Raw genomic sequence first — 14,678 nt, 5'->3', positions numbered from 1 at the left:
CTTATTCTGTCTCCTTTTCGATCTGTTCCACTTTGCCTTTGACCCGTCCATCTGCATAATGAATGACTAATTCATCACCGACTTGGATCTCTTCGACACTTTTTGCTACTTGATCATTCAACGTCGTGTAGCTATATCCTCTACCCATGATTTTTAAAGGACTAAGTAAATCAAGTGATTGAACCGCTTGTTGAAATTTTTGTTGCTGTTGTTGCATATATTGTTGGATTTTTTCTGCTAATCGTTTTTCTAAGTAGCTTGTTTCTTGCTTGGCTGCTTTCACTCGATAAATTGGTGCGACTTGTTGCAACTGATGACTTAAATTCAACGTTTGTTTTTCTTTTGCATGATAAATTTGCTGCGTCGCTTGATACAGACGTTGCCGCAATTGATCTAATTTGATTGTTTGTCCTTCGTAAAGTCGTTCAGGTTGACGAAAAACATAAGATTGTCGCGCTCGAGCAAATCGTTCTTGCTTTCTTTGGATCTGACGTAAAAAACCTTGTTCTAAGCGTGCTTGTCGTTCTTTGATCCGCATCAACTCTTCAGATAGCACTGGTACAGCCAATTCAGCTGCCGCAGTCGGTGTCGCTGCTCGAACATCTGCAACTAAGTCGGCAATCGTCGTGTCTGTTTCGTGTCCGACAGAGGAAATACTTGGCGTTTTGGCTTGGTAAATGGCACGAGCCACTCGTTCCTCATTGAAAGGCCAAAGATCCTCGATCGAGCCGCCTCCGCGCCCTATGATCATCGTATCGAAATTCCCTAGCTCTTCTACACGTTGGATATTGCGAACGACATCATCTGCGGCCTGATTTCCTTGGACAACTGTTGGGAACAAAACAAGTTGCGCAATCGGATAACGACGTTTGACCGTCGTGATGATATCACGAATGACCGCACCACTCGGACTTGTTAATACGGCGATCCTTTTGGGAAATCTCGGTAGCGCCTGTTTAGGTCCGGCAAATAGGCCTTCTTTCATCAATTTCTCTTTTCGTTCCTCTAACTCTTGGTAGAGCGCACCGACACCATCCGGCTCCATATGTTCTACGTAGATTTGATAAGAACCACTGGCTTCGTAAAGAGAGATACGACCGATCACTAATACTTTCATGCCCTCTTTTGGTTGGAAACGTAACTTTTGAAAAGCCCCCTTGAACATGATCGCAGAAATTTTTGCATGATCATCTTTTAAGCTGAAGTATTGATGCGCATTTGCTCGCATACGGAAATTTGAGATTTCACCAGTTAAATAAACTCTTTCCAAATATGGATCTGCTTCGAATTTTCGTTTTAAATATTTGGTTAACGTGGTGACCGTGAGATACTCTTGCGTCATAACTCGCCTCGCTCCGCTTCAGCTGATTGCACCGTTTGTGCCATCAGCATCGTGATCGTCATTGGTCCTACTCCTTTAGGAACAGGTGTGATGAAGCTTGTAAGAGGAGCGACTTCATCAAATTTGACATCACCAATCAATTTGCCTTCCTTATCGCGATTCATACCGACATCGATAACGACTGCACCAGGTTTGACAAAATCCTTCGTTACAAAGTGACCGCGACCAATAGCTACCACGAGGATATCTGCTTCTCGCGCTAATGCTGGAAGGTCCTTCGTTTTTGAATGAGCGATCGTGACTGTCGCATCCGCCATCAATAAAAGTTGTCCCATTGGTTTACCAACAATATTACTACGACCGATCACTACAGCACGTTTGCCTGTTAAATCGATATTATAAGCTTCAAACATTTTCATGATTCCATAAGGCGTACAAGGGATCTTATCCGGATTTCCTGCAAACAAGCGTCCTAGATTTAATGGATGGAAACCATCGACATCTTTTTTAGGATCGATAGCCAATAATACTTTTTCTTCATCAATATGCTCTGGCAATGGCAACTGTACCAGTATGCCATGGAAAAGAGGATCGCGGTTGTATTTCTCGATTTCACTCAATAGTTCATCTTCTGAGATTGTTTGATTATAGCGTTCTACTTTTGAATAAATGCCTAATTGATTGGCTACTCGCTCTTTATTGCGAACATAGACTTGGCTTGCCGGATTTTCGCCAACTAATAAAACAACTAATCCGGGATTGATCTGTCGTTCATTAAGCTCTTTTACTTTTAAAGCAAGTTCTGCTTGCATTTTTTCTGCTAATTCTTTTCCATTTATCAGTTCTGACATACGATCACTCCCAGATATTTTTGCTTTCATTCTACCATAGAAATCTCTTGTAACATAACCTGATTTCTTGACCATCATAGAAAAAAGCTAGGACTTACGCCCCAGCTTCTAATTCTTTCAACACATTCGATAACATACCATTCACGAACTTACGTGAGCGGTCGTCACTGAAGGTCTTCGCTAACTCGATTGCTTCATTCAATGCAACGGTTGCAGGTACGTCATCCACGTACATCATTTCGAAAATCGCGATTCTTAAAATAATCAAATCCATTTTGGAGATACGGTTGATCCGCCAATTATTTTTTAAATGCTTTTCAATGATCGTGTCTAACGATTCTTTTTTTGCACAGACGCCACCTACTAGTGTGTCTAGATATACCGGAACAAATTCTGATTGCTCTTCATTGATCATCTCTTGGTGATCCAACTCGATCGCATTGAAAATCGCATCTTCTTTCGTCAGATCAGTATTGAAATCTAATGGGAACAATGCCTGTAATGCCATCTCGCGGATTTCGTGTCTTGATAACTCTTTATTCATTTTCTTCCTCTTCGTCCTCAAAAAGTTCATCGATTGCTGGTTGTTCCAATTTTTCTGGCACAACTGCTACGACATGGATATTGACTTCAGCTAGTGCAATGTCGGTCATGAAAAGTACTTCTTGGTTCACTCGATCTTGCATTTCCATCGCTACTTTTGGTACTGAAACGCCATATTCTAAATAACAATATAAGTCAACTTTCAAACCTTCTTCATCATTGACTAAATATACACCTTTACCATGCGCTGCGCGACCTAGCAATTCTGTGACATTGCTAGCAAAAGTTCCACGCATCCCGTAGACACCTTCGACTTTAGAAGCTGCAATACCGATAATGACTTCGATTACTTCTGGTGCAATCACGATTTCTCCTAAATCTTGATTAGCATGTAAGACTAAGTTTTTTTCGTCTGCCATTTTTATTTATTCCTCCTTTTGCCTACGTACATCCCTCACTTCAATAAGCTCCGTTCATGTACCTAGGAAAACTGTCGCCTGTAAATCAGTCATGCGTGAAAAACGCGCCGTTTACAATCGCTTGATTTCTCTTATAGTGTATCATTAAATGAGCCCATTTTCTATAACAAAGTCTGAGTTTTGACATTTACATTTATTGAAAAAGGCTAATCGATCATAAAATAATCAATTCTTTTGGTGAGTGAGTCAACACCCGATTTCCTTCAGCCGTGATCAACAGATCATCTTCGATCCGGACCCCGCCAATTCCTGGTAAGTAAATACCTGGTTCATCTGTGATGACATTACCAACAACAAACGGCTTCTCTGCACGAGAAGATACATTAGGCCCTTCGTGGATCTCTAACCCAATACCGTGGCCAGTCGAATGACCAAATGCTTCACCGTAACCATGTTTACTGATATAGTCTCTAGCCACTGCATCAAGCTGGATTCCTGTCACACCTGGTTTAGCAGCTTCTAACACTGCTAATTGAGCATCCAAGACGATTTGATAGATTTCTTTCAGCTTTTCTCCTGGATCACCGATCGCAAAAGTACGAGTCATATCAGAAACATAGCCTTCGTAGTAACAGCCAAAGTCGATCGTGATCAAATCCCCTTGTTCAATGATCTTTTTGCTAGCAACACCATGTGGCATTGCGGAACGAACGCCACTTGCCACGATCGTTTCAAAAGATACACCGGATGCACCTAGTGAGCGCATATAGAAATCTAATTGGTTCGCAACTTCGATCTCTGTCATGCCTGGTTGGATCATTTTTAGGATATGATCATACGCCATGTCAGCGATACTACATGCTTTTTCAATGATCACTAATTCATCGTCATCTTTTACTTCACGCAATTCTTCGATCATGTCAGAAACAGGGATCAATTCTGCATCAAGTAATTCTTCTAATACCGAATACTCTAAAAATGATACTGTACGTTCTTCAAACGCTAGATTTTTCAAACCTTCTTTGTGCGTCAAATCTGCTACTTCTTCAAAGATAGGGGCAACATTTTTGATGATCTCAAAGCCTTGTGCTTGTGCTGCTGCTTGTTCTGTATAACGAAAATCCGTAATAAAAAAAGCTTTATCTAATGTGATCACAGCTAAACCAGTCGTTCCGGTAAAGTTTGTCAAATAGCGGAGATTGTAAGGACTTGTCACTAAAAATGAATCTAGATTCGCTTCTCGCATTTTTTTGCGTAACTTTTCTACTCGTAACATCATGTGTAAATTCCTTCTTTCTTTGCACTCTTTTTATCATTATAGCAAACTTTCTTTTTTATAGGCATAAGAAAGATAAATTCCCTCAATAGAAACGAACAAAGCGTTCTGACTTGAACTTTCACTCAAGTCAAAACGCTTCATACTTTTATTTCTAAGATCTTTTGCCAAAGAAAAATGAAACAACTGCAACTAAGATCACTGCCCCTAAAATAGATGGAATAAGTGCCATACCAGCAGCGCTCGGTCCCCAGTTGCCAAAAATCGCTTGACCGATCGTTGAACCAATCAAACCAGCAATAATATTTGTGATGCATCCCATTGAATTTCCTTTACTTGTGATTGCTCCAGCAATCGCTCCAATGATCGCACCAACAATCAATGTCCATAACCAACTCATCGTATAACCTCCCTCTTTACTTCTTAAGTTTATCATAAGAAATAAAAACCAAGCAAACGATGAGGGTTCGCTACAGATCATTTACGCTTAAAAATACCAATCACACCTCGTTTGACTACGTCGAACAAACTGAGAGAGCGCACCATGTGACTTGGGTCGACATATTTTCGAACTGCTCGTAAAACTTCCTTGGGGCGCTTAGCAGAAAATGAATACGTCCCATTTTTCTTTGTTCGAATCGCAAAACGGGGAATCCATTTCCCTTTGAACATCACTGAGGCAATTACTACATCGACCTCTTCCCAAGGGATCTGCACAAATTTACGTGCATCGCGATCGTTGTAAAATTCAAATCCTTTATCCCCGATCATGATTTTTCCATATTCTGCTACCCCTAGATAAGAGGTGGCATTCATCGTTAAGTCCACTTTTGTATTCAGCGATTGGACCATTTCAATCACTCCATTTCTAATCAATCTAAAGTTATATTAAGTAAAAGAAGGTAGGTCAGAAGCGGTTGACCTCACTTATACTCACAAGTTTTCGCTTCTATATCAAGGTCATCTTATCATAAATTATATGCCTTTTCGAGCATAGACACTACCTTCAACGAACAGTTTCTCCCATTCACTCCCTGATGTAACAGGACGATTGAAGAGACCAATCTCGATACGTTTCAAGAAAAAAGCTGCAACAAAAATCAATGATTGATTTCTGTCACAGCTTATCTTTTATTCCTTTAGATTACATTAAACCGATCAAGTGGAATACGATACCCACTACGAATAATCCAAGAATGATAACGATTGGTGAAACTTTTTTCTTCAATAACCACATACAGAACAATGTTAGTAACAATGCAGCTAATCCAGGGATCAAGCTGTCTAAGTTGTCTTGTAATGTTGTTACTTTGTATTCAGATAGAGAAAGTCCAGCTGCTTGTTGTTCCAAAGCACTCTTGATTCCTTCAGCACCTGCAGGTAAGCTGCTCCAGTCAATGAACGCGCCATCGTCAAGTTTAACTTCTGATACTACTGGTGCGAAACCAATAGATACCCAACGGTTAACTAATGAACCTAAGATGAACATCCCTAAGATTGAAGCACCTTTAGTGATATCTTGCAACAATCCACCAGATAAATCTTCTGTGATTTTAGAACCAGCTTTGTAGCCGAATTCTTGTGTGTACCACATAAATGCCATACGGATGATATTCCAAGCAACGAAATAAATGATTGGGCCTAAGATGTTACCAGCCATCGCTAGAGAAGCTGCTAAAGCACCAAGGATCGGTCTTACTGTAAACCAGAAGACTGGATCACCGATACCAGCTAAAGGACCCATCATACCAACCTTAACCCCTTGAATCGCAACATCATCAACAGGTGCGCCATTTGCACGTTCTTCTTCTAGTGCAAGAGTTACCCCGATGATTGGTGAAGCAACGTATGGATGTGTGTTGAAAAACTCTAAATGACGTGTCAACGCAGCCGCACGGTCTTCTTTTGTTTTATATAATTTCTTGATCGCTGGGATCATTGAGAATGCCCAACCACCATTTTGCATACGTTCGTAGTTCCAAGATCCTTGAAGGAAAGTCGAACGCAACCAAACAGAAATACGATCTTTTTTAGATAATTGAATTCTTTCTTCTGCCATTTCGTGAACGCCTCCTTTAATAGTTATCGATGATATCGCCTAGTGGGTCACCAGTATTTGAGCTTCCGCCGTTACCTGAACCACCTTGTTTAGAAAGTGCCAAGTAAATAAGAGCTAAAGCAATACCGATTGCGCCTAGACCGATAAGAGTGATTTCTGATACAGTTGCCAAAACAAAACCGATTGCAAAGAATGGCCATACTTCTTTTGTAGCCATCATGTTGATAACCATTGCGTAACCAACGGCAACGACCATTCCACCACCGATAGCTAATCCGTCTGTTAACCAAACTGGCATAGATTCAAGTAAGCTTCTTACTGGACCTTCACCGATTGCTAAGATCAAACCAGCAGGGATTGCAATACGAACACCTTGCATACAGATTGCAACAATGTGCCATAATTCAACTTTTCTAAAGTTACCTTCTTTTGCAGCAGCATCCATCAAATGAACAAACGCTGTCGCAATCGTACGACAAATGATTGTTAACAATAAACCAGCAACAGCTAGTGGCACAGCAATCGCGATCGCTGAAGAAACGCCGGCTGAACCTTGACCACCTAAAACTAAAATAATTGCAGATGCAACAGATGCTAAAGCAGCATCGGGAGCGACAGCGGCACCGATATTTGCCCAACCTAGCGCGATCATTTGTAATGTACCACCTAAGATAAGACAAGGAACTAGATTTCCAGTTACTAAGCCGATCAACGTACATGCAACAACTGGTTGATGGAATTGAAATTCATCAAGAATTCCTTCCATACCAGCTAAAAATGCGACGATGATGACTAAGATCACTTGAATAATATTTAAATCCATGATAGTAATCCTCCATTTTTTCTGATAATTAATTAAGCACGATTTTTCAATTCATCTTGCGCTTTTTTCAAAATTTCATCCATGTTTCCTTTAGAGTCATTCGGTACTTTACGTACATCGAATTTCACGCCAGATTCTTTCAATTTATTGAATGAGTCAATATCATCTTGACTGAAAGCAAGTACTTTATTTGGTTGTACTTTACCTGGAGAATGCGCCATTGAACCGACGTTCACTGTTTCTAGTGGTACGCCACCTTCAACTGCACGCACGACATCTTGAGGATTTTCAAACAATAGCAATGCGCGTTGTCCACCAAAATGTTGATCGTCTTTTGCAAGTTTGATCATTTGTTCAACTGGTACAACGTGAGCTTTTACCCCAGGAGGTGCAGCTTGTTGGATCAATTTTTTACGTAATTCATCTTTTGCTACAGCATCAGATACAACGATGATACGTGTTGGTTTTGTTGTTTTTGTCCAAGCAGTTGCTACTTGTCCGTGCAACAAACGTGAATCAATACGTGCTAATACATAAGTGAATTTACCAGGTGCTCCTGAAGTACTAGCTTCTTGTCCTGCAGCTTTAGTTTCTACTACTGGCTCTAATTCTTCTGGTTTGACTTTCACACCTTCTTTTGCTGTTTCAATGATATGAGCAGCAATTTCATGCGCTGATTCCATTGAAAAACGTGAAGCATATGCTTCGATCAGCATAGGCAAGTTCAAACCACTTACGATTGCCCACTTATCTTTGTGTTCTTCAAATAATGTGTTTGATTGATTGAACGGAGTTCCGCCCCATAAATCAACTAAGAATAAGACTTCGTCTTGGTTATCGAAGGAAGCGACTGCTTCTTCTAATTTGGCTCTCAAGTCATCTGGACCTTCACTCGGTTGTAAAACAACAGCTTTGACGTTTTCTTGTTCGCCAAAGATCATTGAACCCGACTGTAAGATTCCTTCAGCAAATTGCCCATGACTTGCAAGGATAATCCCTACCATATTTATACCTCCTACTTCTTTTTGTTGTAACAAAATCAAAAATAAAAAAATAAGTGCTTTCCTCTTACAACAGATACATTTGACCGTTACGCAACAACAATTTTATGCTTTTTTGGCTTTGGTCAGCAATTCCATCAAAAAGATTTTCCGATCTGCGGGTACTTTCCGAATCTCCAGTTCGACACCTTGTCCATCCAAAAAATGGAAGGCTTCAATATCTCGTTGATCGACGGACACAAAATTTGTGATCATGGTTTTCCCTTCAGAAAAACTCATTCCTCCGATATTTAGAGAATTCAGTCGGATACCACTTCGGACAATTTTTTCAACGTCTTTAGGATTCGTAAACAAAAGCATCACTTTCGTTCTCGCTAAGAGTCCGCTCTCAAAAATCTGGATCATCTTTTCGACTGTGATGACATTTGCCATGATCCCTGGAGGAGCAGCTTCTTTTAAAAGAAACTTTCGTAACTTATCTTTTGCTACTACGTCACTGATGACGATGATACGTTCAACGCCAGTCAATTTAGACCAGACAGTTGCAACTTGCCCATGGATCAAACGATCATCTATACGTGCTAATCGAATATCCATTCGTAAATCTCCTTCTTTTAAAATCACTACGCAAAACATCTTCCTACTCGTATAGGAAGAATCTCCGTTAAGCACACTTTATTAAAAGCAAGAACCGTGCCAACTTTAAAAAGATACACTGCTTTATTTAATGGTTTCTTATACAATACACAAAAAAGATACACTACAATAGTGTATCTTTTTTGTGTATATCCTCATTAGTGTATTCTTTTTTCTCTAAATGGTTGTTGATCATCTTCAACAGATAATACACTTCTTCCAACGGAAATTTCACTTTGATCTTTTCTTCTAAATCGTTTAACGGCTCAATTACTTTTACATACAACGGGTCATTTTCAATCAAATGATCCTCTTGTCTTTCGACAGAAAGCGGCTCATCTAAAATGACACGCTCGATCATTCCTGCTGTATGCAAGACCAAGTTGATCATAAATCCGTATTCTTTGACGTCGATACCTGCTGAATCCATTAAGCCATCTGCAAATCTCCAAAGAGGATCGATCAACTTTTCTCCATTGATAAATGTAAAATTCTCAGCGATAAATGACACACATGTCGTTTTAGCTGTCTCTTCATTCAACAACACATCTTCCGTTTCGTCTAATTCTGACTCCAATAATAGTTGATCTAAAATCACTTCAATATTTTGATCAATAAATCGCTCTAAAGGAATAAATGGTGCAGCGATGTGTGGATCAGTGATTCCTGTCGTTGCAATGATTTGATAGTTTTTTTGAATCTCTGGTAGTTTTGTTTTCAAATCAACGATCGACAATGCAATCACTTCTAATTGGGCTTCTTGCCTTTTGCTGACTGCTCGTTCAATCAAAGATTTGATCCGTTGTGCCGTTCCTTCGCCTGACGCACAGATCGCCACTACTGCTTTTCGTTGTTTATCCGTCACTTCTTTACTGACCTCTCCAGATGAAACCTCAGCATAACCTCGAAAATTCTTCAAGGATTCATAAAGTAGATCAAGGTCTGTTCCTAGTACAGAAACTTTACGCACCGTTTCTAAAACTAAAGAAGTCGTGACCATATCGACCGTTCGGACTGGAATACCAGTATCTTGTTGGATCTGTGTATTGAAGGACGCAAGTGACCCCATATCTACTAAAAGAATCGTTCCACTTCCTTCATCTACTTCTTGCACACTACGTTCGATCCGACTCAATGCCGTTTTCGGGTCCATATCTAGCGGCATATCCACTGCACGAACATTATCCGCATCAAGCAACTGTTGCACCACTTGGACCATACTGCTCGCCGTACTATTGCCATGTGCAGCTACAACGACACCGATCCGACCGCTTGCTTGATTCGCTCGTAACGAGACAAGTAAAACGGTCAAATAGTAATCTTCACTTTCTGGGATATCCACTTGGAAATACGCTTCGATATGTTGCCGTACTTCCTTGGCCAACGAATATTCCTCAGGGAAATCGATCGCCATTTCACGAATATTATCATTCGTATGACGCTCTTCCCCTAAATGGATTCGTTTTAGAAAAGAACTGATATGAAGACTCATCGCATAAATAAAGTTTTGTTGAAATTCATAAGGTAATGATTGTTTGACCATCATATAAATCTGATTCGTTACTTCAATGATTTTAGGATCGACAAACTCTGCTAACTTATTGTCAGCATTAAATGAAAATCCATGATCTTTGTAGAATGACTTTAAATGGATATTGATATCCGTTGAGATAAAATGATTGATGGCTTCTTGGTCCAATCCGTCTGACTTCAGCAATGCTGCTTTATCGCCAATAATATCGTATAAATTGTAAGGTAACTCATAAGAGTCCGCCTGTAACTGCATCACATCATCGTTCGGAAATACTGTGATTTTTGGGTCAAGAATCTTAGATAACTCTGCCATCTCTTTCCGATTACTTGCCAATTGGATCAACCCACTACGAATCCCTTCCGTCAAATCATCGATCGTGATCGATATTTCAGGTTTATTCATGTGATTCAAAAATCCACGCGCACAAACTAATTGGATATTCGACTTCAGCTGTCCGATATTCCCGTAAGTGACACTCCCTATTAGCGCTTTCACAACATCTTCTGTCAAAGAGATTTTTCTTTGTGTACGATTGGCTTCGTGAGCAATCATGATTTTGACTAAATCGATTTTTTCATTTGCTGGACGTCGATCAAAAGCAGGCAACTTGATGTTGATAGGGATACGACGAACGAACGTTTCAAGTAGTGCCGAACCTGGATCTTCCGTCGTGGCACCGACGATCCGAACATTCGCTTCATGAGATTTTGTTGTTTCACCCAATCGACTATACGTGCCATGATCCATAAAGTAAAAAATCATTTCTTGTCCTTCAGGAGGCAGGCGATGGATCTCATCCAAGAAAAGCATTCCACCATCTGCTTGGTCAATGATCCCCATTTTCTCTTCTTCTGCACCTGTAAATGCACCTTTGACATAGCCAAAAAGATGACTCATCAGTAATTCAGGGTTATTCGCGTAATCGGCACAGTTGAAGACGATCAGTTCTGTATCATCTTCCACTACATGGTTCGTTTTAGCAAAATGAAACATCGCATGAGCAAAATAGGTTTTTCCTGATCCCGTTGGCCCAGTGATCAAACAGTTCAGTCCTCTTGGCGGATATAAAATCGCCGCCTTGGCTTGCTCCACTGAGTTTTTCATACTGCCATTTGCCCCGATGATCTTGGCAAAGATATCCTTCGTATCTACTTGAAGACTCGGCTTTTTCACACCAGTCATTTCTTCTTTATAACTTGGTACATATTTGGTTAATGGTTTTTCTGTGATTGGACTCTCTTGGTAGACATACCGAACCGGACGACCATCCATTTTCTTTAGCTTTCCTTCGCGTACTAGTTTGTTAAGATCTTTACTGCTATTGGTACGCTGGATACCCAAAACTTCAGCAATCTCTTGGGTCGTTACGCCTTGATCATTTTCTTCTATTGATAAATGAGCGGTCTTTTCTTTGACATACGTATAAATTCGGTCAATTCGTTTTGCCAATTTTTTCGCCCCTTTTCTCTTGTCCTTGAAACTTAATACTATTGATTTAATCACTATTCGTCAACTATTTATATCAAAAAGGAAGCAAGATACATTCAAAACGACAAAGAACGTTCGTTATTTATTTTCCGAGAAAATAATGCACTTCTGAAATACTAAGATCTTTTAGATATCACTAATAACTGTCTGGATATTTTTATTTTTTTCGCATTCTCTTTTCCATATATAGCTGAAGAACATTGCTAAACCACTAATGATAGATGCCCTTCATTCTATAGAGACAAAAAAACCACCTCTTACTGAGTCGAAACCGGCCCTCATGAGAATAGTTTGATTTAAATCATAAAAAAACCCTATCCCTTGCTACGCAAGGAATAGAGCCAACTGTTCATTAAGCTTCTTGAGCTACTGGATAAACAGACACTTGTTTTTTGTCGCGGCCTTTGCGTTCGAAACGAACAACACCGTCAACTTTAGCAAATAAAGTGTCATCTCCACCAATACCTACGTTCACACCTGGATAAATTTTTGTTCCGCGTTGGCGGTAAAGAATTGATCCACCTGTAACTGTTTGTCCGTCAGCACGTTTAGCACCTAGACGTTTTGATTCTGAGTCACGGCCGTTAGATGTAGAACCGCCACCTTTTTTGTGGGCGAATAATTGTAGATTCATTGTTAACAACATGGTCTGCACCTCCTATTTTCATTTGATTGTTTTTGTTTGGATATGTTCTGGGTTGTCAGCTTCGATCGATTGTAAACCTAATAGGAGATTCTCCAATAAGATTTCAGCAATATTGTTTTGCTCTTGTGTCAATGGTGAAATTACTTCGACGTACAAATAGCCGCCTTCTTCTTCATTCATTTCAACAATCGGTTCGAAACCTGCTAATGAAGCAATCCCGTTGACCGTGCTGATCGCTAATGCAGAAACACCTGCACAGACGATATCACTTCCGTAAGGACCGGCATCAGCATGCCCAGTCAAAGTAAATGAAACGATTTGACCAGCGTCATTTCGTTTAAATGTCCCTTTGATCATTGTTTAGGCCTTCTTTCTCAAACGCAGATTAAGCGTTGATCGCGTCGATAACCACTTTTGTGTATGGTTGACGATGACCTTGTTTGCGGTGTGAGTGTTTTTTAGGTTTGTATTTGAAAGTTACGACTTTCTTTTGTTTGCCGTGTTTTTCAACTGTACCTTCAACTGTTGCACCAGAAACGGTTGGAGCGCCTACTTTCGTAGTTTCGCCACCTACTAAAATAACTTCGTCAAATACAACCTTTTCGCCTGCTTCAACGTCAAGTTTTTCGATGTAGATCGTTTGTCCAACTTCAACTTTAACTTGTTTACCACCTGTTTTAATAATTGCGTACATGCTTTAAAGCACCTCCTTATTTTCATACTTAGACTCGCCATCCAGAGTGACAGGGTGACCTGTGCTTCATTTAACTCGTTCTGTGCGGTTGTAGCTGTGGAGACCACAATTACAACATTACTAGAATACCAAATCTGGCTTTATTCGTCAACTACTTTTTTATGTTGCCAATCATTCGTCAATTGATCGATTTCTTTTTATAATGGATAAGAACAGGAGTTGATGAGATGGATTATCCAAAACAATTGATTGACGAAGCCACGCGCCGTATCCAAGGGTATCACGTAGAAGGGTTTGTTGCAGGCCAAGGTCCTATGCAGCCTAAGTTGATGCTAGTCGGCGAAGCACCAGGAAAAACAGAAATTGAGAACCATATTCCATTTAGCGGTCAAGCTGGCAAAGAGTTGATGAATGCCCTGCAGTCAGTCGGTTTATCTCGAGAAGAAGTGTATATCACGAGTGCTGTTAGAAGTCGCCCCTACCGTATCGTCCAACGGATCAATGGACGGACTCAAAAATCAGAGATCGTCTATCCGAATCGAACGCCTAGTAAAGCAGAAGTGTTTGCCCACGCACCGATCTTGGATTATGAATTGCAACATGTTCGTCCCCAATTGATTGCCACATTAGGTAATATTGGGTTGCAGCGCTTGTTAGGAAAAGACTATACGATTTCAAAAAATCACGGGAAATTGTATACGGGCCCAGTCTTAGAGTTGAATCAACAACACGATGCTTACCAGTACTCCAACAAGCAATATAAGGTACTGCCACTCTTTCATCCAGCTGCTATTTTTTATAATCGAACATTGACAGACACTATTTTAGCGGATTGGCAAACACTCGGAGAACTACTTCACCAAAAAATATAAAGACAGCAAAGAACCAACCAATCCCTTATTTTAGGCGCAATTGCTTGGTTCTTTGTTTCGTCTACCCGATCAGGCAAAGATTTTATCGCCTTTTACCAAGTCTTCGTTGTAATGGGCGATTTTCTTTTGAAGACGATCGTAGCAAGCTTGCATCTCTGCCATCTTTCTTTCCAATTGGGCGCTTTCTTCCATCAGCAAGTCTCTACGAGCAAGGATCGTTTCTTCACCTGCACCATATAAACGGATATACTCGGTCAAGGACTCGATCGACAAACCCGCGCTTCGCATACATAGTGTGAAGTCGACCCAGCGTAAATCTTCTTCGGTATAATCACGGATGCCCCCGGTTGTTCGATTTACCGGTGGAATCAGTCCGATTCGCTCATAGTAACGCAATGTATCCGCAGAGATGCCTTTTTCTTCACTGACTTGTTTGATATTCATTTTATTTCTCCGCCTCCCAGAAATCTGTTACTTTATTTTACCTTACCCCT

General features: G+C 40.4%; 17 protein-coding genes and 1 other annotated feature. Of the genes, 1 reads left to right on the top strand and 16 read right to left on the bottom strand.

Going from position 1 to position 14,678, the window contains the following annotated elements:
* Nucleotide 1: 1 nt before the first annotated feature.
* The 15 genes from xseA to rplU all read right to left on the bottom strand — a co-directional run bounded on the left by xseA (nt 2) and on the right by rplU (nt 13,312).
* The gene (xseA, locus tag DOK79_RS10230) at nt 2-1,342 is read right to left on the bottom strand and encodes an exodeoxyribonuclease VII large subunit (RefSeq protein ID WP_206856661.1); all 1,341 of its coding nucleotides are present in this window, start codon (nt 1,340-1,342) and stop codon (nt 2-4) included.
* The gene (locus DOK79_RS10225) at nt 1,339-2,193 is read right to left on the bottom strand and encodes a bifunctional methylenetetrahydrofolate dehydrogenase/methenyltetrahydrofolate cyclohydrolase (protein WP_206856658.1); all 855 of its coding nucleotides are present in this window, start codon (nt 2,191-2,193) and stop codon (nt 1,339-1,341) included. The genes xseA and DOK79_RS10225 overlap by 4 nt, the downstream gene beginning before the upstream one ends.
* Nucleotides 2,194-2,287: 94 nt before the next feature.
* The gene (gene nusB / locus DOK79_RS10220; protein ID WP_206856657.1) at nt 2,288-2,737 is read right to left on the bottom strand and encodes a transcription antitermination factor NusB; all 450 of its coding nucleotides are present in this window, start codon (nt 2,735-2,737) and stop codon (nt 2,288-2,290) included.
* A complete protein-coding gene (locus DOK79_RS10215) occupies nt 2,730-3,155 on the bottom strand; it encodes an Asp23/Gls24 family envelope stress response protein (RefSeq protein ID WP_206856656.1) in 426 nt (141 codons plus the stop codon). The genes nusB and DOK79_RS10215 overlap by 8 nt, the downstream gene beginning before the upstream one ends.
* A 214-nt stretch (nt 3,156-3,369) precedes the next feature.
* Complete coding sequence (locus DOK79_RS10210; RefSeq protein WP_206856655.1) at nt 3,370-4,434, bottom strand: M24 family metallopeptidase; 1,065 nt, start codon at nt 4,432-4,434, stop codon at nt 3,370-3,372.
* Nucleotides 4,435-4,585: 151 nt separating this feature from the next.
* The gene (locus tag DOK79_RS10205; RefSeq protein WP_010736004.1) at nt 4,586-4,831 is read right to left on the bottom strand and encodes a GlsB/YeaQ/YmgE family stress response membrane protein; all 246 of its coding nucleotides are present in this window, start codon (nt 4,829-4,831) and stop codon (nt 4,586-4,588) included.
* A gap of 77 nt (nt 4,832-4,908) precedes the next feature.
* Nucleotides 4,909-5,283 carry a DUF956 family protein gene (locus DOK79_RS10200; protein ID WP_206856654.1) on the bottom strand — a complete coding sequence of 125 codons (375 nt, stop codon included), beginning with the start codon at nt 5,281-5,283 and terminating at the stop codon, nt 4,909-4,911.
* A gap of 292 nt (nt 5,284-5,575) precedes the next feature.
* Complete coding sequence (locus DOK79_RS10195) at nt 5,576-6,490, bottom strand: PTS system mannose/fructose/sorbose family transporter subunit IID (protein ID WP_206856653.1); 915 nt, start codon at nt 6,488-6,490, stop codon at nt 5,576-5,578.
* 16 nt (nt 6,491-6,506) lie between these two features.
* The gene (locus tag DOK79_RS10190; protein WP_206856651.1) at nt 6,507-7,313 is read right to left on the bottom strand and encodes a PTS mannose/fructose/sorbose transporter subunit IIC; all 807 of its coding nucleotides are present in this window, start codon (nt 7,311-7,313) and stop codon (nt 6,507-6,509) included.
* 32 nt (nt 7,314-7,345) lie between these two features.
* Nucleotides 7,346-8,317: a mannose/fructose/sorbose PTS transporter subunit IIA gene (locus DOK79_RS10185; protein ID WP_206856648.1), complete on the bottom strand. Its 972-nt coding sequence runs from the start codon at nt 8,315-8,317 to the stop codon at nt 7,346-7,348.
* 102 nt (nt 8,318-8,419) lie between these two features.
* Nucleotides 8,420-8,911, bottom strand: coding sequence for a mannose/fructose/sorbose PTS transporter subunit IIB (locus tag DOK79_RS10180; protein ID WP_206856647.1), 492 nt, complete (start codon nt 8,909-8,911; stop codon nt 8,420-8,422).
* Between the two features lie 163 nt (nt 8,912-9,074).
* On the bottom strand, nt 9,075-11,933 hold the full coding sequence (locus DOK79_RS10175) for a sigma-54-dependent transcriptional regulator (RefSeq protein ID WP_206856644.1): 2,859 nt from the start codon (nt 11,931-11,933) through the stop codon (nt 9,075-9,077).
* A 391-nt stretch (nt 11,934-12,324) separates the two neighbouring features.
* Complete coding sequence (rpmA, locus tag DOK79_RS10170) at nt 12,325-12,618, bottom strand: 50S ribosomal protein L27 (RefSeq protein WP_010736011.1); 294 nt, start codon at nt 12,616-12,618, stop codon at nt 12,325-12,327.
* An 18-nt stretch (nt 12,619-12,636) separates the two neighbouring features.
* The gene (locus tag DOK79_RS10165) at nt 12,637-12,975 is read right to left on the bottom strand and encodes a ribosomal-processing cysteine protease Prp (protein ID WP_206856642.1); all 339 of its coding nucleotides are present in this window, start codon (nt 12,973-12,975) and stop codon (nt 12,637-12,639) included.
* A 28-nt stretch (nt 12,976-13,003) separates the two neighbouring features.
* Nucleotides 13,004-13,312, bottom strand: a complete 309-nt coding sequence (rplU, locus tag DOK79_RS10160; protein WP_019723824.1) for a 50S ribosomal protein L21 — start codon at nt 13,310-13,312, stop codon at nt 13,004-13,006.
* A gap of 20 nt (nt 13,313-13,332) precedes the next feature.
* Nucleotides 13,333-13,412: a sequence feature (ribosomal protein L21 leader region), on the bottom strand.
* A gap of 127 nt (nt 13,413-13,539) precedes the next feature.
* Between rplU and DOK79_RS10155 the strand changes: the two genes are divergently transcribed.
* Nucleotides 13,540-14,184, top strand: coding sequence for a uracil-DNA glycosylase (locus DOK79_RS10155; protein ID WP_206856640.1), 645 nt, complete (start codon nt 13,540-13,542; stop codon nt 14,182-14,184).
* A gap of 69 nt (nt 14,185-14,253) precedes the next feature.
* Here the strand turns inward: DOK79_RS10155 and DOK79_RS10150 are convergent, their stop codons facing one another.
* The gene (locus DOK79_RS10150) at nt 14,254-14,628 is read right to left on the bottom strand and encodes a MerR family transcriptional regulator (RefSeq protein WP_206856638.1); all 375 of its coding nucleotides are present in this window, start codon (nt 14,626-14,628) and stop codon (nt 14,254-14,256) included.
* Nucleotides 14,629-14,678: the final 50 nt, after the last annotated feature.

Origin of the sequence: Enterococcus sp. DIV1094, assembly GCF_017316305.2 — a bacterium.
GTDB classification, from domain to species: domain Bacteria; phylum Bacillota; class Bacilli; order Lactobacillales; family Enterococcaceae; genus Enterococcus_B; species Enterococcus_B mangumiae.
Note: the sequence above shows the minus strand (reverse complement) of the source record. Positions and strands in the feature narration are given on the sequence as shown.

Coding starts and splice junctions, on each gene's coding strand:
- xseA (WP_206856661.1), bottom strand. CDS start 1,342: ATGACGCAAGAGTATCTCACGGTCACCACGTTAACCAAATATTTAAAA.
- DOK79_RS10225 (WP_206856658.1), bottom strand. CDS start 2,193: ATGTCAGAACTGATAAATGGAAAAGAATTAGCAGAAAAAATGCAAGCA.
- nusB (WP_206856657.1), bottom strand. CDS start 2,737: ATGAATAAAGAGTTATCAAGACACGAAATCCGCGAGATGGCATTACAG.
- DOK79_RS10215 (WP_206856656.1), bottom strand. CDS start 3,155: ATGGCAGACGAAAAAAACTTAGTCTTACATGCTAATCAAGATTTAGGA.
- DOK79_RS10210 (WP_206856655.1), bottom strand. CDS start 4,434: ATGATGTTACGAGTAGAAAAGTTACGCAAAAAAATGCGAGAAGCGAAT.
- DOK79_RS10205 (WP_010736004.1), bottom strand. CDS start 4,831: ATGAGTTGGTTATGGACATTGATTGTTGGTGCGATCATTGGAGCGATT.
- DOK79_RS10200 (WP_206856654.1), bottom strand. CDS start 5,283: ATGGTCCAATCGCTGAATACAAAAGTGGACTTAACGATGAATGCCACC.
- DOK79_RS10195 (WP_206856653.1), bottom strand. CDS start 6,490: ATGGCAGAAGAAAGAATTCAATTATCTAAAAAAGATCGTATTTCTGTT.
- DOK79_RS10190 (WP_206856651.1), bottom strand. CDS start 7,313: ATGGATTTAAATATTATTCAAGTGATCTTAGTCATCATCGTCGCATTT.
- DOK79_RS10185 (WP_206856648.1), bottom strand. CDS start 8,317: ATGGTAGGGATTATCCTTGCAAGTCATGGGCAATTTGCTGAAGGAATC.
- DOK79_RS10180 (WP_206856647.1), bottom strand. CDS start 8,911: ATGGATATTCGATTAGCACGTATAGATGATCGTTTGATCCATGGGCAA.
- rpmA (WP_010736011.1), bottom strand. CDS start 12,618: ATGTTGTTAACAATGAATCTACAATTATTCGCCCACAAAAAAGGTGGC.
- DOK79_RS10165 (WP_206856642.1), bottom strand. CDS start 12,975: ATGATCAAAGGGACATTTAAACGAAATGACGCTGGTCAAATCGTTTCA.
- rplU (WP_019723824.1), bottom strand. CDS start 13,312: ATGTACGCAATTATTAAAACAGGTGGTAAACAAGTTAAAGTTGAAGTT.
- DOK79_RS10155 (WP_206856640.1), top strand. CDS start 13,540: ATGGATTATCCAAAACAATTGATTGACGAAGCCACGCGCCGTATCCAA.
- DOK79_RS10150 (WP_206856638.1), bottom strand. CDS start 14,628: ATGAATATCAAACAAGTCAGTGAAGAAAAAGGCATCTCTGCGGATACA.